The following is a 611-nucleotide window of genomic DNA, read 5'->3' on the forward strand; positions in this document are numbered from 1 at the left end:
CACGCTGCAGCGTATTGCAGCCTCCAAACTGGCCGTCTTCGGCATGAGCGCCGAAGACCCGGCACCGCTGGCCGCCCCGCGCCCGCAGCGCGGTGTGACGCCGCGCCCCGATGGCGAACGCGAAGGCCAGCGCGTGTTGCTGATCGACGTGATCCGCCCCAGCGCAGCCACCCTGTAAGTTCGTCAATCCGATAAAAAGCGACGCCCGCGCCGCCGAGAACGCAACGATTTCTCGGCAGTGCGCGGCTATGCTGTGGCGTTGCCCTGCCGCGCTTCCTGCCGTCGCCCCGCTGTCGCTTATGTCTTCCGCTGCTCCCGCCCCCGCTACTACCACGCCAACAACCTCCCCCTGGATGCCCATCCTTGCGCTGATGGGTTCGATGGCCTCTGTGTGCCTCGGTAACTCGTTTGCCAAGACGCTCTTCCCGGTGCTGGGCGCAGCGGGCACGGTCACATATCGGGTAACGATCGGCGCGGCGATCCTGCTGGCGTTCTGGCGGCCCTGGCGCCTGCACCTGGGCCGCGCAGATGCCGGCCGCATTGCGCTGTACGGCGTCACGCTGGCGAGCATGAACCTGCTGTTCTATCTGTCGCTGCAGCGGTTGCCGATC

The 611-nt window shown here is 67.1% G+C and carries 1 protein-coding gene; it reads left to right on the plus strand.

All coding sequences use genetic code 11. The features are described 5' to 3' along the window. Positions 1-353: 353 nt before the first annotated feature. Positions 354-611 (plus strand): hypothetical protein (locus D1614_RS28355; RefSeq protein ID WP_497006677.1); only part of this gene is annotated, 258 nt, incomplete at its 3' end.

The organism is Maribellus luteus, from assembly GCF_003576475.1.
GTDB classification, from domain to species: domain Bacteria; phylum Bacteroidota; class Bacteroidia; order Bacteroidales; family Prolixibacteraceae; genus Draconibacterium; species Draconibacterium luteum.